The organism is Micromonospora sediminicola (assembly GCF_900089585.1).
GTDB classification, from domain to species: Bacteria; Actinomycetota; Actinomycetes; order Mycobacteriales; family Micromonosporaceae; genus Micromonospora; species Micromonospora sediminicola.
The window spans coordinates 1420114-1441102 of record NZ_FLRH01000003.1 but is presented as its reverse complement, the minus strand read 5'-3'; the positions used below and the strand labels follow the sequence as shown (position 1 = coordinate 1441102).

Below are 20989 nucleotides of genomic sequence, written 5' to 3'. Positions count from 1 at the left end.
CGGAGAGGAGCCCACCGCGCGATGGTCGCACGGCGTGCCTGTCGCTGCTGGTCGCCCCGCCCGGAGAACTCCGGACACAACAAAGAGCGCCTGGGGCCACAATCCGCCAGGCGCACACAGAGTCTCTGGAAACCAAAACTGCAACCCGGACAACGTATCACGGATCTCGGCCGGTGGGGAGATCACCGGGAAAATTCCGGGACGTCGGCGACCAGCGCGGTCAGACCGGCGGCGTCGAGCAGGTCGGTCGGGCGGACCGTGGCGGAGTCCCGGACGTAGTGGAAGGCGGCGCCGACCCGGTCGACCGGCACCCCGGCCAGTTCGGCCCAGGCCAGCCGGTAGACCGCCAGCTGCACCGCCGCGGCGTCCGCCTCCCGGCCGACGGGCTGCCGGCCGGTCTTCCAGTCGACCACGTCGTAGCGCCCGCCCGGGCGGGCGAAGACGGCGTCCATCCGACCCCGGACCACCACACCGGCGATCACCGTGGCGAACGGCACCTCGACCTCCAGCGGCACCCGGTCGGCCCACTCGCTGGCCAGGAAGCGTTCCTGCAGCTCGGCGAGCGCCTCGTCCGGGGCGGCGTCGTCGTCGGCCGCGCCGGGCAGCTCGTCGACGTCCAGCAGGCGGTCGGCACCGAAGCGCTGCTCCAGCCAGACGTGGAAGGCGGTGCCACGCCGGGCGTACGGGTTGGGCTCGCTCGGCATCGGCCGGCGCAGCGTACGGGCCAGCGCCTCCGGGTCGCGACGCAACGCCACCAGCTGGGTCACCGAGAGCTGGCCGGGCAGCTCGACCTCGACCGCCTCGGCCCGGCGGGCCAGCTCGGCCCGCTCGGCGAGCAGCAGGTCGGCCTCGCGCCGCCAGCGGGCCACCTCCGGATCGTCGCCCGCCGGGTCGGCGGGGGGCGACGCCGGGTCGGGCGGGGCCGCCGGGGTCGCGACCGGACCGACCGTGGCCAGCAGGGCGGCCTCGCGGCGGGCCGCCTCCGGGTCGGCGAGGTGACGGCGGACCAGCGCCGCCGCGTCGGTGAGCGCGGGCCGCCGGGCGCCGAGCGGGTCGGCCGGCCACTCGGCGCGCAGCACCGTCTCCGTGGTCGGGTTGACCGCGTCCCCCGCCGGCTCCGGCGCCCAGGCGTCGACCACGTGCCCGTCGACGCCGGCCAGGCCGACGTCGTAGATCTCGCGGAGGAACACCGACGGGCCACGGAACCGCTTCGTCCCCTCCCCCCACCAGTAGCCGGAACAGAGCAGCAGCCGACGGGGCCGGGTCACCGCCACGTACGCCAGCCGGCGCTCCTCCCGCTCGTCGTGCGCCCGCCAGGCGTCGGTGAAGTCGGTCACCGCCCGGGCCACGCCGCGCTGGTCCGCCGCCTCCGGCAGGCCCAGCTCGGGCAGCCCGTCGGCGTCGCCGCGCAGCGGGAAGGGCAGCACCCCGAGCCCGCCCAGCCAGTGGTCGGAGTTGCGGACCGGTCCCGGCCAGACGCCCCGGGTCATCCCGGCGACCGCCACCACGTCCCACTCCAGGCCCTTCGCCGCGTGCGCGGTGAGCACCTGCACGGCGCCGGCCACCACCTCGACCTCGCCCGGCGCCAGCCCGCGCTCCTCGTCCTCGGCGGCGGTCAGGTAGGCGAGGAAACCGGCGAGCGTGGCGCCGGGCGTCTCACCGCTGAACCGGGCCGCGACGTCGCCCAGCGCGTCCAGGTGGGCCCGGGCCAGCCCGGCGTCGCCGGCGCCGTCCCGGCCGGCCCGGACCGCCACCTCGACGTCCAGCCCGATCGTGCGCTCGATGTCCGCGATCAGCTCCGGCAGCGACTGGTCCAGCCGGTAGCGCAGCAGCGCCAGCTCCATCCCGTACGACCGCAGCCGGGCGAAGCCCTCCGCCGAGTACGCCTGCGCGGGCCCCAGGTCGGCCAGCGCCTCGACCAGCGTCGCCTCGTCCAGCGCGTCCACGGTGATCTCCGGCCCGTCGTCGCCGGTCAGCTCCCGGCGACCCCGGGCGATCGCGCGGGCGCGCCGGTGCAGGGCGACCAGGTCGCGCGGGCCGATCCGCCAGCGCGCGCCGGTGAGCAGGCGCAGCAGCGCCGCCCCGTCGGTCGGGTCGGCGAGCACCCGCAGGGTGCAGACCACGTCCCGTACCTCCGGGGTGTCCAGCAGGCCGCCGAGGCCGACCACGTCGACGGGCAGACCACGGGCCCGCAGCGCCGCCTCGATCGCCGGGATCTGGCTGCGCAGCCGCACCAGCACCGCCGTGGTCGGCCGGCGGTCGGCCGGGATGTGCTCCGGCAGCGCGCCCGGCATCGCGGCCGCACCCCGCCAGGCCGCCAGCACGCTGTCCGCGATCCAGTCGGCCTCGTCGGCGTACGTCTCCAGGAGCGCGCAGTGCACGGTGCCGGCGGCCTGCCCGCCCGGCGTGCGGTGCGGGATCGGGTCGCGGACGCTGAGCGCGGCGTGCAGCTCCGGCACCCGCGCGCCGGCGGCCCGCAACGGCACCGAGAGCGCGTTGGCGACCGCGAGGATCTCCGGCCGGTTGCGCCAGCTCGTGGTGAGGCCGAGCACGGCGGCGGGCGTGCCGTCGGCGCGGGCGAACTCGCCGGGGAACCGGTCGAGCGTGCCGGCGCTGGCCCCGCGCCAGCCGTAGATGGACTGGCAGGGGTCGCCCACCGCGGTCACCGGGTGGCCGCCGCCGAACAGCGCGTTGAGCAGCACCACCTGGGCGTGGCTGGTGTCCTGGTACTCGTCGAGCAGCACCACCCGGAACCGGTCCCGCTCGATCACGCCGACGCCGGGGTGGTCGCGGGCCACCCGGGCCGCCCGGGCCAGCTGGTCGGCGAAGTCCATCGCCTCGAAGTCGTCCTTGCGCCGGGCGTACGCGCGCACCAGCGGCAGCAGCTTCAGCCGGGTCTGCTGGAGCTGGAGCGCCTTGCGCACGTCGGCGTAGACCCGCCCGGGACGCGACTGCACCTCGGCGAAGAACCGGCCGGTCCAGGCCGCCAGCTCGTCCGGGTCGACCAGGTGCTCGTCCAGCTCGCCGGCGAGGGCGAGCACCGCGTCGGTGATGGTGGACGGCATCCGGTCCACCTCGGACATGTCGCCGTCGTAGTTGCGGACCAGCAGGTCGACCAGCTGCCAGCGGGACGCCTCGGTGAGCAGCCGGGTGGTCGGCTCGTACCCGGCCCGCAGCCCGTGCTCGGTGACGATCCGCCCGGCGTACGAGTGGTAGGTGGAGACGGTCGGCTCGCCCGCGAGCGGGTCGTCCTGCGGGTCCCGCCCCTGCCGGCCCAGCCGGCGGACGAGCTGGTCGAGCCGGGTCCGCACCCGGTGCGCCAGCTCGCCGGCCGCCTTGCGGGTGAAGGTGAGCCCGAGGATGTGCTCGGGGCGGACGTAGGAGTTGGCGACCAGCCAGACCACCCGGGCGGCCATCGTCTCGGTCTTGCCCGAACCGGCGCCGGCGACCACCAGCAGCGGTTCCACCGGCGCCGCGATGATCGCCGCCTGCTCCCGGGTGGGCGCCGGCAGCCGGAGCAGCCGGGCCAGCTCGACAGGTGTGTAGCGGGGCCCGGCGTCGGCGGCGCGCGGCGTCGGGGTGGCGGTGGCGCCGAACAGCGTCGGCTGGATCGTCATGAGCTCTCCGGGGGCGGCTCGACCACCTGGCGGCCCTGGCCGGAGACCGGGCAGCTGGTGCGTACCGGGCAGACCCGGCACTTCGAGTTGGCCACGGCGGCGAATGTCGAGGCGGCCATCGTGTCGGCGGTGCGGCGGACCAACGCGGTCGCCCAACCGGCCTCGGGGCCTTCGCCGGCCGCGGCCTGGGCCTGCTCCTTGGCGTCCCGGGCGCCGGTGCCGAGCTGCACCAGCGCGGCTCCGCCGGACTCCCCGCCGAACTCCGCGAACCCGCCCGCCTCCACGGCCGCCTGGTAGGCCCCGAGCTGCGGATGCTCGGCGACCTCCCGCTCGGTGACCGCCGTCGACTTGCCGGTCTTCAGGTCGATCACCACGAGCCGCCCCTCGGCGTCGACCTCCAGCCGGTCCACCCGGCCGGTCAGCTCGACCGGGCGGGACGGGTCGTCGAGGCGGACCGCGAACTCGTGCTCGATGGCGAGCAGCCGGCGCGGGTTGCCGGCCAGCCAGCGCAGCAACTTGTCGACCATCGCCTCGGCGCGCTGCCGTTCCGGCCCGGCCATCCACCGGGCGGCCAGCTCGATCGCGTCGAACCGGGCGGCCACGTACTCCAGCAGAGCCTCCCGGTCGACGCTGGCGTCCTCGGCCAGCATCGCGGCGGCGTGGACCAGGTTGCCGACGCCCTGCGCGGCGCTGGCCGGCCCGCTGCCGCCGTGCCGCTCCAGCAGCCAGCGCAGGCTGCACCGCAACGCGCTCTCCATGGCCGACGGCGTGACCCGCACCGGCTCGCCCTCGTCGACCAGCGGCCGGTCGTCGGAGAGCCCGCGCAGCCCCCACCAGTCCTCCGGGTGCGCGCCGGGCACCCCGGCGGCGGCCAGCCGGGCCAGCTCGCCCGCCGCCGCGTGCCGCCGGCTGATCGGCGCCGCCGGGTCGGTGACCGCGGTACGCAGCTCCGCCACCAACGCGGACAGGGTGAGCCCGCGCGGCGGCAGCGTCACCGGGAGCACGCCGGGCGTCGCGTCCTGCGGATGCTCGTCGCCGTGCGGCACCGGCCCGTCCGGCTGCTGTCCCCTGCCGCGCCCGCCGGCGCCCCTCGGCCCGTCGCCGTTCGGGCCGTCACCGTCCGGTCGCGCGCCGTCCGGGCCGTCGCCGTTCGGGCCGTCACCGTCCGGTCGCGCACCGTTCGGGCCGTCACCATTCGGGCCGTCATCGTTCGGGCCGTCGGTGTTCGGGGCCGGCGGGGTGGTGCCGCCCGCGCCGGTGGCGGGCGGGTCGGTCGCGGCCAGCTCGTGCAGGAACCGGCTGGGCTGCTCCTCGTGGTCGTCGCCGCCGACCGCCGCGGAGGCGACCGCGGTGACCAGCAGCCGGCGCCGGGCCCGGCTGACCGCCACGTGGAACAGCCGCCGCTCCTCGTCCAGCAACGCCGACGTCTGCCCGACCAGGCTGGCCCGCAGGCCGGCCCCGTCGGCGCGGCCGGCGAGCACGTCGACCAGACGCTCCGAGCCGAGCAGGCTGCCGCGCAGCCGCAGGTCCGGCCAGACGCCCTCCTGCACCCCGGCGACGGCCACCAGGTCCCACTCCAGGCCCTTCGCGGCGTGCGCGGTGAGCAGGCGTACCGCCTCGCCCCGGTCGGCCGAGGCGGCCAGCGTGTCCGCCGGCAGCTCCTGCCCGAGCACGTGGTCGAGGAAGACCTCGGTGCGCGCGCCGGGCAGGCGGTCGGTGAACCGGGCCGCCGCGTCGAAGAGCACCAGCACCGCGTCCAGGTCGCGGTCGGCCGCCTCGGCCCGCCAGCGCTGGGCGGTCTCGTGCTCACCGGTGGCCGCCCGCCCCCGGGTGATCTGCCCGGCCCAGCGCTCGGCCAGCCCGCTCTCCCGCCACACCGCCCAGAGCACGTCCTCGGCGGTGGCGCCGGGGGTGCCGGCGGCCTCCCGGGCGGTCGCCAGCAGATGGGCCACGGCCTGCGCGGGCGCCGCCCAGCGCCGCTCGATCGCGGCCAGCTCGGCCGGGTCGCGCAGCGCCTCCACCAGCAGCTCGCCCGAGGGACGGCGGTCGCCCCCGGCCAGCGCCAGCGCCCGCAACCCCTGGCGCAGCCGCCGCTCGGCCAACGGGTCGGCCCCGCCCAGCGGCGAGTGCAGCAACGCGACCGCCGTCTCCTCGTCCAGCCGGTCGGGTTCGAGCGCGCACCGCAGCAGGAGCAGCAGCGGGGCCACCGCCGGCTGGAGGTGCAGCGGCAGGTCCTCGCCGTGCACGACGGTGGGCACGCCGGCGGTGTGCAGGGCCCGGCGCAGCGACGGCAGTTGCCGGCCGGTCGACCGGACCAGCACCGCCATCCGCGACCAGGGCACGCCGTCGAGCAGGTGCGCCTCGCGCAACGCGTGGGCCAGCCAGGCCGACTCGCTGGTGGCCGAGCGGAACGTGCGTACCTCGACCGCGCCGGGCGGGGCGTCCGGGAGCGGGCGCAGCCGCCGGTGCGCCGCCGGGCCGCGCAGCCGGCGGGCCAGCCGGGCGGTGGCCGCCAGCAGCTCCGGCCCGGCCCGGTAGGAGGTGGTCAGCGTGACCTGGGCGGCCGGCGCGCCAGAGGCGGTCCGGAAGCGGTGCGGGAACGTGGTGATCCCGGCCGGGTCCGCGCCCCGGAACGCGTAGGTGGACGAGTCGGGGTCGGCGAAGGCGACCAGGGGCGCGCCGCCGCCGGCCACCACGGCGAGCAGGTCGAGCTGGGCCGGGTCGGTGTCGGCCAGCTCGTCCACGTAGACGTGGGTCAGCCGGCGGCGTTCGGCGGCGAGCAGTTCCGGGTCGTCGAGCAGCATGCCGGTGGCCGCCCGCACCAGCTCCGCCGGGTCGTACGCGACCGAGCCCCGGTTGCTCACGTCGCGCAGCGCGAGGACGGCGACGTACTCCCGCAGGAAGCGCGCGGCGGCCGGCCAGTCGGCGCGGCCCAGCTTCTCGCCCAGCCGGGCCAGCTCGACCGGGCCGACGCCCCGTTCCGCGGCCCGCATCAGCAGGTCGCGGAGCTGCTGGGCGAACGCCCGGGTCCGCAGCGCCGGGCGCAGGTCCTCCGGCCAGCCGACCGGGTCGTCGTCCGGCTCCTCGCCGACCACGTCGAGCAGCTCCCGGATGATCAGATCCTGCTCCGGGCCGGTGAGCAGCCGGGGCGAGGGTTCACCGCGCTCGGCGGCGGCCCGGCGGAGCAGCCCGAAGGCGTACGCCGGGAAGGTCCGGACCAGCGGCTCGCGCAGGACCCGGTGCCCGTCGCCGGCGATCCGCGCCTCGATCCGGTGGCGCAGCTCGGTGGCGGCGCGCCGGCCGAACGTGAGCACCAGGACGCGTTCCGGATCGACGCCCTCGGCCACCCGCGCGGCCACCGCCTCGACCAGGGTGGCGGTCTTCCCGGTGCCGGGACCGCCCACGACCAGCATCGGCCCGCCGGTGTGCGCGACGACCTCGGCCTGCACCGGATCCACCCGCCGGCGAACACCTCCGGCCGACCCCACCTCGGCGTCGGCCCCGGCCCGGGCGTGCGCGGGGTGCGCGGCATCGCCCGTCGACCCCCCGGATCGCGGCTGCGTCACGGCCGGCCCGTCGGACCGGCTCACCCCCTGCCCCGCCCCGGCGTCGTGGGTGACCCCCGCCCCCGCGTCGCCGGGCCGGCGCACCAACCGGTACGCCTGCATCACCCGACATCCCACCACGCCGGTACGACACCCGGAAACCGACGCCACCCCACGCGCCGCAGCTCACCCGGGCATCGGAAACGGTTGGCACACGGGCCGGCAGTGGACGCGGCGTGCCCCGGGCGCCGGTCGCTCCCGGCCTCCCGCACCCCGAACAGTCCCTCGAACCCCGCGCGAAGCCCGCCCGCAGCGGGATCCCGCCCGCCGCAGACACCCATGACGTTCCACCCGCCCGGCCCGCACGCCACGAGTGGGACGGCATGGGTGTCAAACGGGCTCGCAGACACCCATGACGTTCCACCGGCCCGCTTCGCTGCAGGTGAGTGGAACGGTATGGGTGTCAGCGGGGCGGCGCGGGCGCGACGGCGCGGCGTGGGCGGGGCAGGGGCACGCGCCGAGGACGAGGCGGTGCGGGCACGAGCCCGGGACGGCGTAGGGCGGGACGGGCACGAGCCGGGGACGGCGTAGAGCAGGCCGGCGCGAGCCGGGCACGCACACCCACGACGGCGCGGGGAAGGGCGCTAGGTGAGGCGGGCGTCGATCAGGTCGAGGGCGGCGGGCACGCTGTCCGCGACCATCAGCAGGTCCATGCCGGCCGGCTTGAGGAAGTGGCGGTCGGCCAGCGAACCGAGCCAGTCGAGCAGCGGCCGGTAGAACCCGTCGGCGTCGACCAGCACCATCGGCTTGGCGTGCAGGGCGAGGGTGGCGGTGGTCCAGACCTCGAACAACTCGTCGAGCGTGCCCAGGCCGCCGGGCAGCGTGACGAACGCGTCCGACTTGTCGACCATCAGCGTCTTGCGGCTGGCCATCCCGTCGGTGACCAGCAGCTCGTCGGCGGCCAGGTCGGCGACCTCCAGGTCGACCAGGGACTGCGGGATGACGCCGACCGTGCGACCGCCGGCGGCGCGCGCGCCGTCCGTCACGGCGCCCATCATGCCGACGCAGCCGCCGCCACTGACCAGCGTGTGGCCCCGCCGGGCCAGCTCCGCGCCGGTCTCGGTGGCCAGCGCCAGCCAGCGGTCGTCGAGGGTACGGGAGGACGCGCAGAACACGCAGACGTTGGCCATGTCAGGGCTGCCCCGCCGGACCCTCGGGGGCGGCGTCGGCGGCGGCGCGCTGGTCGGCGGCCACCCGGGCCACGGCCTCCTCGCGGACCGCCTCCTGCTCGGCCGAGAGCACCGCCTCGGCCTCGACGATGTGTCGGACCGCCTCGTTGACGTCGTCGGTGACGCAGATCAGGTCCAGGTCGTTCGGGCCGATCTTGCCCTCGGCGGCCATGCTGTCGCGCAGCCAGTCGAGCAGGCCGCGCCAGTAGTCGGCGCCCATCAGCACGACCGGGAACCGGGTCACCTTGCCGGTCTGCACCAGGGTCAGCGCCTCGAACAGCTCGTCCATCGTGCCGAAGCCGCCGGGCAGCACCACGAACGCCTGGGCGTACTTGACGAACATGGTCTTGCGGGCGAAGAAGTAGCGGAAGTCGATGGCCAGGTCGACCCAGTCGTTGAGGCCCTGTTCGAACGGCAGCTCGATGCCGAGCCCGACGGAGAGACCGCCGGCCTCGCCGGCGCCCCGGTTGGCGGCCTCCATCACGCCCGGACCGCCGCCGGTGATCACCGCGTAGCCGGCCCGGGCCAGCGCACCGCCCAGCTCCTCGGCCAGCCGGCACTCCGGGCTGTCCGGCTTGCTCCGCGCCGAGCCGAAGACGCTGACCGCGGGCGGCAGGTCGGCGAGGGTGTCGAACCCCTCGACGAACTCGGACAGGATCCGCAGCGCCCGCCAGGCGTCCTTGGTCTTCCAGTCGCTGCGCCCCCGGGAGTCGAGCAGCCGCTGGTCCGCGGTGCTGGTCGGGATCGCCCGGTTGCGCAACGTGACCGCTCCCCGGTGCCGCTCCCCTCGCGGCCCCCGCTCAGCCGGCCTCCCGCTGCTCTCGCTCATGGGGCCACCGTAGTGGAGCGCCGCCGACGCGGCGCGGAGGCCGGCGAGCCCGAGAAATTCTTTGCGATCACGGGCAACTAATTCGGTCGCCCGTACGTCTTACTATTCACATACCCGGTATGCCCGGGCGACGCGACTTCGGGGGAGGAGCCAGCGTTGATCAGCAACAGCGAGATGATCCGGATCCGCCGACAGATGCAGCGACGGATCCGGGACGTGGTGGCCGAGCGCCGCCGCACCCGGATGATGGAGGCCCACCGCTCCGATCTCGCCGGTGACGCCGGCGAGGCGGACGCGCCGCTGACCACGACCGTCTGACGGTCCGGGGCCCGCGCCCACGCGCGGGCCCCGGATCGCGTACGTCAGGCCGGGGCGAGCCAGCGGTGCAGGGTGGCCGCGCCGTCCCGGATCTTGGTCAGCTCGACGTGCTCGTCCTTGTGGTGGGCCAGGTTGGGGTCGCCGGGACCGAAGTTCAGCGCCGGGATGCCCATGGCCGCGAAGCGGGCCACGTCCGTCCAGCCCAGCTTGCCGATCGGCGCGGCGCCGACCGCCGCCAGGAACTCCTGCGCCGCCGGGCTCTCCAGCCCGGGGGCGGCTCCGGTCGCCGCGTCGGTGACCGCCAGGTCGAAACCGACGAAGACCTCGCGCAGGTGCGCCTCGGCCGCCGCCGGGTCGCGGTCCGGCGCGTACCGGTAGTTGATCTCGATCTCGCAGTGGTCGGGGATGACGTTGCCGGCCACGCCACCGGTGATCCGCACCGCGTTGAGCCCCTCGCGGTAGTCGCAGCCCTCGATGGTCACCCGGCGACCCTCGTACGCGGTCAGCCGGCGCAGCACCTCCCCGGCGCCGTGGATGGCGTTCACCCCGTGCCAGGACCGTGCCGCGTGGGCCCGCTCGCCGTGCGTGGTGACGATCGCCCGCATCGTGCCCTGGCAGCCCGCCTCGACGATGCCGTACGTGGGCTCCAGCAGCACCGCGAAGTCGGCCTGCAGCCACTCGGGGTGGGTCTGCCCGACCAGGGTGAGGCCGTTGTAGCGCGACTCGATCTCCTCGGCCTCGTAGAAGAAGTAGGTGACGTCGTAGCGCGGGTCGGGCAGCGTCACCGCCAGGTGCAGCGCGAACGCCACCCCGGACTTCATGTCGGAGGTGCCGCAGCCGTACATCAGGTCGCCGCGCATGGTCGACGGGAAGTTGCCGTTGAGCGGGACGGTGTCCAGGTGGCCGGCGAGCACCACGCGCTGGGCCCGGCCCAGGTCGGTGCGGGCCATGACGGTGTTCGAGTGCCGGTAGGTGGTCAGGTGCGGTACGCCCCGCAGCACCTCCTCGACGCAGTCGGCGATCGCCTTCTCGTTGAGGGAGACCGACTCGATGTCGACCAGGGCACGGGTGAGCGCCACCGGATCGGCCAGGACCTCGGGGGTCAACGGGTTCTGCATGTCTCGCACGGTACCGTCATCCTCGGTGGGCGCGAGGCACACGTTCCGCGCCCGCGGCCGCGAGCAGCGGCGGACGCCGCCGCCTTGACGAGAGGGTGACATCGTGACGTCCGCACCATCCGCGTGGGGCATCGGCCTGGCCACCGTGACAGCCGACGACCAGGTGCTCGACACCTGGTACCCGACCGGCAAGCTGGGCCTCGGCGAGCTTCCGCTGGTGCCCGGGGAGGACCAGGCCGACGTGCTCGACCTGCCTCCGGGCGCGATCGGCGAGCGGGCGCTGCCCGGGCTGCGCACGGTCGAGGTGACCACGGTGATCGGCTCGCTGGACGACCCGATCAAGGACGCCGCCGACGCGTACCTGCGGTTGCACCTGCTCTCCCACCGCCTGGTGCGGCCCAACGAGCTGAACCTCGACGGCATCTTCGGCAAGCTGGCCAACGTGGCCTGGACCTCGGCGGGGCCGTGCCCGCCGGAGCGGGTGGACGAGCTGCGCGTGATCGAGCGCGCCGCCGGCCGCCACCTGGCCGTCCACGGGGTGGACAAGTTCCCCCGGATGACCGACTACGTGGTGCCCGCCGGGGTGCGGATCGCCGACGCGGACCGGGTCCGGCTCGGCGCGCACCTGGCCGCCGGCACCACCGTCATGCACGAGGGCTTCGTCAACTTCAACGCCGGCACGCTGGGCACCTCGATGGTGGAGGGTCGGATCGTGCAGGGCGTGGTGGTCGGCGACGGCTCGGACATCGGCGGTGGCGCCTCGATCATGGGGACGCTCTCCGGCGGCGGCACGGAGAAGGTGCGCATCGGCGAGCGCAGCCTGGTCGGCGCGAACGCCGGCGTCGGCATCACGCTCGGCGACGACTGCGTGGTGGAGGCGGGTTGCTACATCACCGCCGCCTCGAAGATCACCCTGCCGGACGGGCGGGTGGTCAAGGCCCGCGAGCTGTCCGGCCTCGACGGGCTGCTGTTCTGGCGCAACTCGGTGACCGGTGCGCTGGAGGCGAAGCCGCGCACCGGCCGGGGCATCGAACTGAACGCCGCCCTGCACGCCAACGACTGAGGTCCCGTCCGGGTCCGCGACGGCACCACCGCGGACCCGGACGGTCCGGTTCATCGCATACCGGGTATGCACCGATGTCGGCAATCCGGCCGAACCGGTACCGCACCGCCGGGCGGACCGGGCATGATCCACCGATGACCGCCATGAGGGACCGGATGCTCGCCGGCGAGCCGTACGTCGCCGACGACCCCGCGATCATCGCCGACCTGGACCGCGCCGCACGCCTCACCGAACGCTTCAATCGCAGCTCCGCGGAGGACCCGGAGGGCCGACTCGCCGCCCTGCGCGACCTGCTCGGCTCGCTGGGCGAGGACGCCTGGGTGCGACCGCCGTTCCACTGCGACTACGGCTTCCAGACCCACATCGGGCCGCGCAGCTTCGTCAACTTCAACGCGGTCTTCCTCGACGTCGCCCGGATCACCATCGGCGCCGACGTCCAGATCGGACCGAACGTGCAACTGCTCACCGCCACCCACCCGGTGGAGCCGGAGGCCCGGCGGGCCAAGTGGGAAGCCGCCGAACCCATCACCATCGGTGACAACGTCTGGCTCGGCGGCGGGGTGATCGTGTTGGCCGGGGTGACCGTCGGCGAGAACACCGTGGTGGGCGCCGGAGCGGTGGTGACCCGGGACCTGCCGGCGAACGTGGTGGCGGTGGGTAACCCCGCCCGTCCGATCAGGAGCGTCAACAAAACGGCCTGAGCTGCAAAAACAACCGCTCCTGCGGATGCGGATTCCGGAATGAGCATGCACCCTGGGTAGTGAGGAGTTCACTCCGGGGAGGCGCGATGGAACGGGTGCTGGAGCTGCGGGTGCACGGGGTGTCCAACACCCCGCCCGATCAGCTGCTCGGCCTCCGGGCCACGCCCGGCGGTGACGGTCCGCAACCGGAACAGGTCGCCGGCGGGCCGGTGACCGGCTTCTTCCGGTCCAGCGCCGCCCAGCGGGACGACCCGGTCACGGTCGAGGCGTACAGCTGGGGGCGGCTGACCTCGGGCGCGCGGACCCGGCGGGACGTCGAGCGGGCCCTGTGGACGCTCCTGCTGCCGTTCGCGCTGGCCAACGTCGCCCTGCACGCCCGCGCCGGCATCCCGCCGGACCCGGACCAGGAACGCTGGGCCAGCCGCTCCGGCATCACCGCCTGGCTCATCCGGCTGTTCTGCCTGAGCCTGACCTGCACCCTGGTGATCGCGGTGACCGGGGTCGGGGTGGACCTCATCGGCTGGCAGTGCGTGGGACGGGACTGCCTCGGCCAGATCCCCGGGGCGTGGGAGTTCCTCGGCGACCCGTGGTGGCGCCAGGGCACCCGGGCGCTCGCCCTCGGGCTGTTGCTGCCGCTGCTCGTGGTCGGCGCGATCGGGCTGGTCGCCTGGCGCACCTACCAGTACGAGGCGCAGATGCCGGCGGAGCCCCGCCACCGCCCGGTCGCGCCGGAGGACGGCGGTCAGCCGGTCGAGCGACCGGAACCGCCGGAACTCCCGGAGAACCCGTTGCAGGACCCGACGTTCTGGAACGGGGAGGGCCAGCTGCGCCGGGCCGCCGTGCTGCACCTGTGCACCGGGGCGGTGGTGGCCGCCGCCGTACCGGTGGCCGCCGTAATGATCATGGACCCGCCGCGCGGCGTACGGGCCGCGGTCGCCTGGTCGACGGTGGCGCTGCTGGTCGCCGTGGTGGCGATCGCGGTGGTCGCGGTGGGTCGCCCCTGGCTCAGCCGACGCCAGGGCGCGACCCCGCTCGGCCGGTGGAGCGCGGCGGTGGCCGGGCTCACCCTGCTCGGTCTGGCCGGCACGTTCGCCCTGCTGTTGCTCCCGGACGGTCCGGCCGGTCAGCCGCTGTCGACCTACCGCCCGCCGCTCGGGTGCGTCGCGCAACCCGACCTGACCGGGTGCCGCACCGATCGGTCGCTGCCCGGGTACGACACCGCGGTCGCCTGGCTCGTCACCTACCAGGTGCTGCTGCTGGTGGCCATCGCCGCGACGAACCGTTCCGGTCGGCGCGCGCTGCTCGGACCGGTGCTCGGCGCCGTGCTGCTGCCCGTCGGGACGGCCTGGATCGAGCGCGGCCTGCCCGGTCTGCCCGCCGCGCCGTACGGAGCGCGCACCTGGATGCTCGTCGGCCCGGTGGTCGCGCTGGCCGTCGCCGGCCTGGTGCTGCCCCGCCTCCGGCCCGCCGTGCCGACCCAGCCGCTCGGGGCGTACACCGATCTCGCCTGGCGCGGCTGCGCGCCGGCGGTCATCGCGGGTTTCGGCTGGATGATGGCCGTGGCGTACTGCGCCGGGCTGCTCTACTGGGTCAGCGACCGGCTCGACGGGCGGGCCGAGCCGAGCGGGCCGAGCCGGGTGGTGCCCCCGCTCGCCGTCTTCTGGGCCGGGCTGGCCTGCGTGATCGGCCTGCTCGCACTGCTCGCGCTGCTGGTGCGGGTCGCGGTCCTGCTGCACCGCCTGCGCCGCGCCGAGTACGCCCGGCTGACCGCCGCCGGCGGCCTCTCCGCCCACGACCTGCGCCGGTGCCGTGACGTCAGCACCTACCGGGCGCTGCACCGGCTCGTCGGCGAGCACGCGGTCCGGCTGGTGGGCTGCTACGCCACCGTCTCCGCGGTGCTGGTCACCCTCTGCTGCGCCGCGGCGCTCTCCGGCCACCGGCCCAGCCCGCTCTCCCCCGCCGGCTGGCAGACCGCGATCCACTGGGCCGCCGAGCGGGGCGACGCCCTGCTCGGCTGGCTGCCGGTGATCACGGGCGCGCTCGGGCTGCTGGTCTACCGCACCGACTCGGTGCGCCGCTCGGTCGGCGTGGTCTGGGACGTGTGCACGTTCTGGCCCCGGGCCGCGCACCCGCTCGCCCCGCCGAGCTACGCCGAGCGCGCCGTGCCGGAACTCCAGACCCGGGTGGCCGGGCTGCTGGCACTGCCGCCGCACCACCCCGACCGGATGGACGGCGTGATCCTCTCCGGTCACAGCCAGGGCACCGTCATCTGCGCCGCGGTGCTGCTCCAACTGCCCCGCCGGTGGCGGCGACGAACCTGGTTCTTCTCCTACGGCTGCCAGCTCACCCGGCTCTACGGTCGGGTCTTCCCGGCCTACTTCGGGCCCGAGCGCCTGCGCACGCTGGCCCGGGCGGTCACCTGGCCCGGCGGGCACGTCGCCTGGACGAACTTCTGGCGGAACACCGACCCGCTCGGCTGGCCGGTCAGTGCCGGACAGCGGGACGTGCCGGTGACCGACCCGGAAGCGCTGCACCCCTCCGGCGGCGAGGTGGCCGACCCGCCGATCCGCAGCCACAGCGGATATCCCGAGGCGGTCGAGTTCGCCCGCGAGCGGGCCGTGGTGGCCCGGCTGCTGCGCCGGACCGTGCCGTCACCCCGGCAACGGATCGGCTAGCCGGACCACCAGGTCGGCCTGCCCCGCCGTGCCGGCCACCAGCCGGGCGTTCTCCTCGTCGCTGCCGAGCGCCCAGGCGCGTGCCTGCTCCGGCGACTTCCCGTACGCCTCGTGGCGGGCGGTGAGCCGGCGCAGCCGCAGCTCGGCGTCCAGGTCGAGGAACCACGCCTGGTGCAGCAGCGAACGCACCTCCTCCCACGGGTCGTCGCGCAGCAGCAGATAGTTGCCCTCGGTGACCACCAGGCGCACCTCGGGCGGCACCTCGATCGCACCGGCGACCGGCTCCTCCAGGTCGCGGCGGAACTCCGGCGCCCACACCGACGTCGGCTCCAGCCGGCGCAACCGGCGCAGCGTGGCCACGAAACCGTTGACGTCGAACGTGTCCGGCGCGCCCTTGCGCGCCGCGCGCCCGAGCCGGGCCAGTGCCGACCCGGCCAGGTGGAAGCCGTCCATCGGCACCAGTCGGGCGGTCGGACCGACCTCGGCCACGATCCGTTCCGCCAGCGTGGACTTCCCTACCCCGGGCGCGCCGGCGATGCCGAGCAACTGCCGGGGGCCGTCCTCGGCCAGCGCCCGGGCGCGGGCGACCAGCTCGCGGAGCGGGAGCACCTGGGCCGGCGGCATCAGTCGAGCACCGGCTCGCTGATGGTGAACCGCGCCTCGACCGCCGCCTGCACCGGCTGTGGGGCCGGGTCCAGCTCCAGCTCCGGAGCGGAGTCGCCGGACCGGGCGAACGCGGCCTTCGCCAGCATCGGCGGCGCGGCGGTCAGACCGGTGTCGGCCAGCTCCCGCAGGGCGGTCACCCGGGCGCCGAGCGCCTCCGCGTACTCCCGGGCGCGGACCAGCGCGTCGGCGATCGCGGCGTGCCGCGCCTCCCGGTGGGCCGGGCTGTCCGGCCGCAGGGACCACACCGGACCGGCCACCTCGACCTGCTCCTGGTCGGCCAGGCGCAGCATCAGCTCGCCCAGCGCGGTGAAGTCGGTGACCGTGACCGTGGTGCTCACGCTGCCCTGGTAGGCCACCACCCGCTCGCCGGAGCGCTTCGTCACCGGCCAGACCCGGACCTGGCCGGTCTCCCGCCGTTCCACGGTCGGCCCGGCGGCGTCGAGCAGCGCGCGCACCGCGGCGGCCCGTTCGGCGAGACGGGTCAGCGTGGTCTCCCGGTCGCGGTCCCGCGCGACCGCGGTCACCGTGAACCGGGCCAGCTCGGGGGCCACCTCCCGGTACGCCTCGCCGCGTACCGCCACGACCGGTGCGTCCGCCATGCCGCTCAGCCTAACGGCGGGGTGGCCGGCAGGTGCGCCGTGTAGCCGACCGCGCCGGCCGTCACCCGGCACCCGGTCAGGTGACCGCCCGCCGCGCCCAGCTCACGCAGGTAGGCCAGCTCGCCGGCGTGGTCCGCGCCGGCCGGGAACTCCCGCCGGTGCGCGGTGAACCCCCGCGCGCACAGCGTGGCCCGGGCCGCCCGCGCCTCGGCCAGCCGGCCGGTCAGCGCGTCGGCGTCGCCGGCCCGCAACGCCGCGGCCACCTCGTCCAGGAACGCGCCGACGGCGGTCAGCTCGACCAGTACCCGGTCCCGGTTGGCGAGCAGCATGTTCGCGGTCCGCTCGGGCGGGCCACCGGCGACCCGGGTGCCGTCGGCGAAACTGCCGGCGGCCAGCGCCAGCACCGCGTCCCGCAGCGCCGAGCGCTGCACCGTGCCGGCCAACGCGCCGGCCAGCACGTGCGGCACGTGCGAGGCGAGCGCGGCGGCGGCGTCGTGCTCCGGCGCCGACATCGGCACCACCCGCGCGTGGAAGACGTCGACGAGCAGCGCGGTGAGCCGACGGAACGCGTCCATGCCGGTCGGCCCCGGGCAGAGCACCCAGGCGGCACCGTCGAGCAGGTCCGCGCCGGCCGCACCGAGACCGGCCCGGTCGGCGCCGGCCATCGGGTGCCCGGGCACGAACCGGCGCCCGAGCCCCTGCGCGGTGGCCGCCGTGGCCACCTCCGCCTTGGTGCTGCCCACGTCGGTGAGCACGCACCGGTCGTCGGTGGCGGCGGCCACCCGGGCCAGCATGGCGGGCAACGTGGGCAGCGGCCCGCAGACGAACACCACGTCCCGGCCGGCGACCGCCTGCTCGACCGTGTCGGACACCGCGACGCCCCGATCCCGCAGCCGACGCCGTACCGCCGGCTGCGGATCCCAGCCGGCCACGTCGAGGCCCGCGTCGCGCAGCCGGAGCAGCACCGAGCCGCCGATCAACCCGGTGCCGACCACCGCCGCGCGCGCCAGCCCGCCGGCCTCGCCCACCATCGGCCCACCTCGGCGTCCGCGTCGTCCCGGAGCCGGGCGGCCCCGCGGGGAAGTCCCGCCGAGGATATCGCCCGCCGCCCCGCCCGGGATCACGGTCGGGTCCTCGGGGGAGATCGATTCGGACGGACGGGGGTTGTCCCGGTCGGACCCGCGTCGTACGGTCCCCCGGCGGCTCGACCGGATCGACCGGTCGGGCCCTCGTCAACGGGGGAAGGAAGACGCATGTCCGCGACGTACCGGGCGCTCGCCTCGGTGGTCATGTTGATCGGTTTCTACGTCGTCGCGCTGCTCCAGCTCGCCGCCGTGGTCGCGCTCGGGGTCTGGCTGTTCGGCCACACCAGCGGCGTGATCACCGGCAAGCTGCTGCTGCCGCTGGTGGTCGCGCTCGGCGCGGTCGGCGTGGGGATGTGGAAGGCGATCCGTACGAAGAACGAGCCGGCGCCCGGCCTGATCCTGGACGAGCGCGCGGCGCCCCAGCTCTGGGCCACCGTGCGTGAGCTGGCGACGGCGGTCGGCACCCGGGCGCCGGACGAGATCCGGCTGGTGCCGGAGGTGAACGCGGCGGTCGGCGAGCAGAGCAGGCTGCTCGGCCTGATCGCCGGACGGCGCACCCTCTACCTCGGGTTGCCGCTTCTCCAGGCCATGCGGATCGACCAGCTCCGGTCGGTCCTGGCGCACGAGCTGGGCCACTACTCCGGCCGGCACACCCGGTTGGGCGGCGTCGCCTACCGGGGCCGGGTGGCGATCGGGGAGACCATCGAGCGGATCAGCCCGCGCAACCCGATCGGCTGGGTGTTCAAGGGTTACGCGATGCTCTACCTGATGGTCGACAACGCCGCGTCGCGCCGTCAGGAGCTGGAGGCGGACCGCGCCTCCGTCGCGCTCGCCGGCACCGAGGCGGCCACCTCGGCGCTGCGCACGCTGCCGGCGCTGGACGCCGCCTGGGGCTTCTACATGCGCCGCTACGTCGAGCCGGGCTGGTCGGCCGGGCTCGCGCCGGACGACCTCTTCGGCGGCTTCGCGCACCTGCTCCAGGCGCGCCGTGACGAGATCGACGAGCTGCGGGAGAACGCCCCGGAGGGCACTCCGTCCCGGTGGGACACCCACCCGCCGATCGGCGTCCGCGTCGCCGCGATGACGTCCGTGCCGCCGACGGCGGCGGGTGCGGACGACCGACCGGCCTGGATCCTGCTCGCCGACGTGGCCGGGGCCGGCCGCGCGCTCCAGTCACTGGTGGTCGAGCACGGCTCCCGGCGGCTGCTGCCCTGGCCGCAGTTCGTCGCCGAGTCGGTGGCTGCCGGCGTGCAGCGGCAGGCGGACGGCATCTACCGGGCGGCCGGCCGGTTCACCGGCAACGCCGGGCCGGGACTGCCGACCGTGCTGGAGCTGGTCCGCGCCGGTCGGCTCGGCGAGTTCGCCGAGCGGTTCTTCGGCGGCGCCACCCGCGAGGAGGCCGCCGCCGCCTTCGCCGGCCCGATGGAGACCCTGCTGGACAACGCGGCGGTCCGCGCCGGGCGGGCCCGGTGGCAGCTCTCCTGGTCCGGACCGGCGCAGCTGGTCGGTCCGGCGGGTGAGCCGTGGGACCTGGCCGAGGTGGCCAAGCTGGCGGTCGCGCCGGAGAGCCTGGACGAGGCGCTGGCCCGGCTGGCCGCGCTGGGGATCGACGTCGGCGCCGCCACGGTGGTGCAGGCCCGCGCGTCGGCCCGGGACGCCGACCTGATCGGCGGGCTGGCCAACATCAAGATCGACGGCCGGGAGCACGACGTGCTGGTGCTCGACAACGGCCTGGTGCTGATCCCCGACCCGGGCAAGGCCGGCGAGGGCGAGAAGCGGCTGACCGCGCTGGTCGGCTCGGTGCCGGTCGCCGAGCTGGCCGGCCGGCACCCGTACCTGCCGTACGAGGAGATCACCTCGGTGGAGGTGCGGCGGGAGGTGCCGTTGAAGGCCACGCTGACCCTGTTCGACGGCCGCACCGTGCAGATGCAGGAGCTGATGGCCAGCGAGTTCCTGGAGAAGCGCAGCCGGGACACGCTGCTGACGGTGTTCCGGCGGATCAACGGCTGACCCGTTCCGGCCGCCGGCCCCGGTCGGGGGCCGGCGGCCGGGTGGTCAGGACCCGGCCAGCCGACCGGCCACCGCGTCGACGCGCTCGTCGGACTCGGTCAGCGCCACCCGGACGTGCCGGGCGCCGGCCGGGCCGTAGAAGACCCCGGCGGCGACCAGGATGCCCCGCCGGGCCAGCCAGTCGACCGTGTCCCAGCAGTCCTCGTCGCGGGTCAGCCACAGGTAGAGCCCGGCCTCGGAGTGCTCGACGGTGAAGCCGGCACCGGTGAACGCGGCCCGCAGCTTCTCCCGCCGGGCCCGGTAGCGCTCCCGCTGGGCGTCGGCGTGGGCCTGGTCGCCGAGCGCGGCCACCATGGCGGCCTGCACCGGGGCCGGCACGATCATGCCGGCGTGCTTACGGATCTTGAGCAGCTCGGCCACCAGCGCCGGGTCGCCGGCGACGAAGCCGGCCCGGTAGCCGGCCAGGTTGGAGCGCTTGGAGAGCGAGTGCACCGCCAGCACGCCCGCGTACGACCCGCCGCAGACCTCGGGCGAGAGGACCGAGACGGGCTGCGCGTCCCACCCCAACGGCAGGTAGCACTCGTCGCTGGCGACCACCGCCCCGCGCTCCCGCGCCCACTCGACCACCTTGCGCAGGTGGGCGGCGGGCAGCACCCGGCCGGTCGGGTTGCCGGGCGAGTTGACCCAGACCAGGCGCACCCGGGGATCCGGGCCGAGGGCGGTCAGCGAGTCGCTGCGCACCGTGGTCGCGCCGGCCAGCCGCGCCCCGTCCTCGTAGGTCGGGTAGGCGACCGACGGCACCACGACCACGTCACCGGGGCCGAGCCCGAGCAGCGTGGGCAGCCAGGCCACCAGCTCCTTGGAGCCGATCGTCGGCAGCACACCCAGCCCGTCGACGCCCGCGCCGCAGGCCCGGGCCACCCAGGCCGCGATCGCGTCCCGCAGGGTGGCCGTGCCCGCCGTCAACGGGTAGCCCGGCGCGTCCGACGCGTCGGCCAGCGCCTGCCGGATCAACGGTGGCACCGGGTCGACCGGCGTGCCCATGGAGAGGTTGACGAGACCACCCGGGTGCGCCGCGGCCGTGGCGGCCGCGGCGTCCAGCGTGTCCCAGGTGAACTCGGGCAGCCGTGCCGAGACCGGCGTGGGCCGGCTCAGTGGCCCTCGCCGCGCGGCGGCTGCGCGGCGACGAAGGTGGCGTCCTTCTCCACCTTGCCGATCTTGGAGGCGCCCCCGGGCGAGCCCAGGTCCTCGAAGAACTCGTAGTTCGCGCCGGTGTAGTCCTTCCACTGCTCCGGCACGTCGTCCTCGTAGAAGATCGCCTCGACCGGGCAGACCGGCTCACAGGCACCACAGTCGACGCACTCGTCGGGGTGGATGTAGAGCATCCGGTTGCCCTCGTAGATGCAGTCGACCGGGCACTCCTCGATGCATGCCTTGTCGAGCACGTCCACGCACGGCTCGGCGATGATGTAGGTCACCGGTCTTCTCCTCCGCAAGACTCGTCGCGATCATCCGCAACGGTAAGAGCCTAGTA

The 20989-nt window shown here is 75.6% G+C and carries 15 protein-coding genes; 5 read left to right on the top strand and 10 right to left on the bottom strand.

What is annotated here, in order from left to right; genetic code table 11:
* Nucleotides 1–182: 182 nt before the first annotated feature.
* The 4 genes from GA0070622_RS07375 to GA0070622_RS07360 form a co-directional block, all read right to left on the bottom strand.
* On the bottom strand, nt 183–3617 hold the full coding sequence (locus GA0070622_RS07375) for an ATP-dependent helicase (RefSeq protein WP_091570728.1): 3435 nt from the start codon (nt 3615–3617) through the stop codon (nt 183–185).
* A complete protein-coding gene (locus tag GA0070622_RS07370; protein WP_091570723.1) occupies nt 3614–7285 on the bottom strand; it encodes an ATP-dependent helicase in 3672 nt (1223 codons plus the stop codon). Before GA0070622_RS07370 ends, GA0070622_RS07375 begins: the two co-directional genes overlap by 4 nt.
* Nucleotides 7286–7806: 521 nt before the next feature.
* On the bottom strand, nt 7807–8352 hold the full coding sequence (locus GA0070622_RS07365; RefSeq protein ID WP_091570718.1) for an LOG family protein: 546 nt from the start codon (nt 8350–8352) through the stop codon (nt 7807–7809).
* A gap of 1 nt (nt 8353) precedes the next feature.
* Nucleotides 8354–9220: an LOG family protein gene (locus tag GA0070622_RS07360; protein ID WP_091570715.1), complete on the bottom strand. Its 867-nt coding sequence runs from the start codon at nt 9218–9220 to the stop codon at nt 8354–8356.
* 156 nt (nt 9221–9376) lie between these two features.
* Between GA0070622_RS07360 and GA0070622_RS32445 the strand changes: the two genes are divergently transcribed.
* Nucleotides 9377–9538: a hypothetical protein gene (locus tag GA0070622_RS32445; protein ID WP_172967923.1), complete on the top strand. Its 162-nt coding sequence runs from the start codon at nt 9377–9379 to the stop codon at nt 9536–9538.
* 44 nt (nt 9539–9582) lie between these two features.
* Here GA0070622_RS32445 and dapE read toward each other — a convergent pair whose 3' ends face one another.
* Nucleotides 9583–10656: a succinyl-diaminopimelate desuccinylase gene (gene dapE, locus GA0070622_RS07355; RefSeq protein WP_091570712.1), complete on the bottom strand. Its 1074-nt coding sequence runs from the start codon at nt 10654–10656 to the stop codon at nt 9583–9585.
* Between the two features lie 103 nt (nt 10657–10759).
* Between dapE and dapD the strand changes: the two genes are divergently transcribed.
* From dapD to GA0070622_RS07340, 3 genes are all read left to right on the top strand, one after another.
* Nucleotides 10760–11719, top strand: a complete 960-nt coding sequence (gene dapD, locus GA0070622_RS07350) for a 2,3,4,5-tetrahydropyridine-2,6-dicarboxylate N-succinyltransferase (RefSeq protein ID WP_091570708.1) — start codon at nt 10760–10762, stop codon at nt 11717–11719.
* 134 nt (nt 11720–11853) lie between these two features.
* Nucleotides 11854–12420, top strand: coding sequence for a sugar O-acetyltransferase (locus GA0070622_RS07345; RefSeq protein ID WP_091570706.1), 567 nt, complete (start codon nt 11854–11856; stop codon nt 12418–12420).
* An 86-nt stretch (nt 12421–12506) separates the two neighbouring features.
* Complete coding sequence (locus GA0070622_RS07340) at nt 12507–15095, top strand: hypothetical protein (protein WP_091570703.1); 2589 nt, start codon at nt 12507–12509, stop codon at nt 15093–15095.
* On the opposite strand, the gene GA0070622_RS07335 is transcribed toward GA0070622_RS07340, so the two are convergent.
* From GA0070622_RS07335 to GA0070622_RS07325, 3 genes are read right to left on the bottom strand one after another with little or no spacing between them, the layout of a single operon-like run.
* Nucleotides 15072–15719, bottom strand: a complete 648-nt coding sequence (locus GA0070622_RS07335) for a nucleoside/nucleotide kinase family protein (RefSeq protein ID WP_091570699.1) — start codon at nt 15717–15719, stop codon at nt 15072–15074. The two genes, GA0070622_RS07340 and GA0070622_RS07335, sit on opposite strands and share 24 nt — an antisense overlap.
* A complete protein-coding gene (locus GA0070622_RS07330) occupies nt 15719–16360 on the bottom strand; it encodes an SIMPL domain-containing protein (RefSeq protein WP_091570694.1) in 642 nt (213 codons plus the stop codon). The genes GA0070622_RS07335 and GA0070622_RS07330 overlap by 1 nt, the downstream gene beginning before the upstream one ends.
* Before the next feature lie 5 nt (nt 16361–16365).
* Entirely contained in the window at nt 16366–17391 is a 1026-nt protein-coding gene (locus GA0070622_RS07325) for a prephenate dehydrogenase (protein WP_091570690.1), read from the bottom strand.
* Nucleotides 17392–17613: 222 nt separating this feature from the next.
* Between GA0070622_RS07325 and GA0070622_RS07320 the strand changes: the two genes are divergently transcribed.
* A complete protein-coding gene (locus GA0070622_RS07320; protein ID WP_091570686.1) occupies nt 17614–19455 on the top strand; it encodes a M48 family metallopeptidase in 1842 nt (613 codons plus the stop codon).
* Nucleotides 19456–19500: 45 nt separating this feature from the next.
* Here GA0070622_RS07320 and dapC read toward each other — a convergent pair whose 3' ends face one another.
* Nucleotides 19501–20610: a succinyldiaminopimelate transaminase gene (gene dapC / locus GA0070622_RS07315; protein WP_091576969.1), complete on the bottom strand. Its 1110-nt coding sequence runs from the start codon at nt 20608–20610 to the stop codon at nt 19501–19503.
* Nucleotides 20607–20933: a ferredoxin gene (fdxA, locus tag GA0070622_RS07310; RefSeq protein ID WP_007464872.1), complete on the bottom strand. Its 327-nt coding sequence runs from the start codon at nt 20931–20933 to the stop codon at nt 20607–20609. The genes dapC and fdxA overlap by 4 nt, the downstream gene beginning before the upstream one ends.
* Between the last annotated feature and the right edge of the window lie 56 nt (nt 20934–20989).